The sequence below is a fragment of the Shewanella sp. AS1 genome, from assembly GCF_021412565.1.
Classification (GTDB): Bacteria; Pseudomonadota; Gammaproteobacteria; order Enterobacterales; family Shewanellaceae; genus Shewanella.
Window position 1 is genome coordinate 1 of the sequence record NZ_JAKCLJ010000152.1, and the last position, 265, is coordinate 265.

Here is a 265-nt window from a genome sequence, read left to right on the forward strand (position 1 = left end):
TTGGTCTTTCGGCGGGGAGGTTTTTCACCCCCCTTATCGTTACTCATGTCAGCATTCGCACTTCTGATACCTCCAGCGTGGGTTACCCCTTCACCTTCAACGGCTTACAGAACGCTCCTCTACCGCGCACACAAAGTGTGCACCCATAGCTTCGGTGTATTGCTTAGCCCCGTTATATCTTCCGCGCAGGCCGACTCGACTAGTGAGCTATTACGCTTTCTTTAAATGATGGCTGCTTCTAAGCCAACATCCTAGCTGTCTAAGC

1 rRNA gene is annotated in these 265 nt (G+C 51.3%); it reads right to left on the bottom strand.

Annotated elements, in window-relative coordinates:
• Positions 1 to 265: ribosomal RNA gene (locus LZP69_RS16465) — 23S ribosomal RNA — on the bottom strand; the annotation flags it as partial.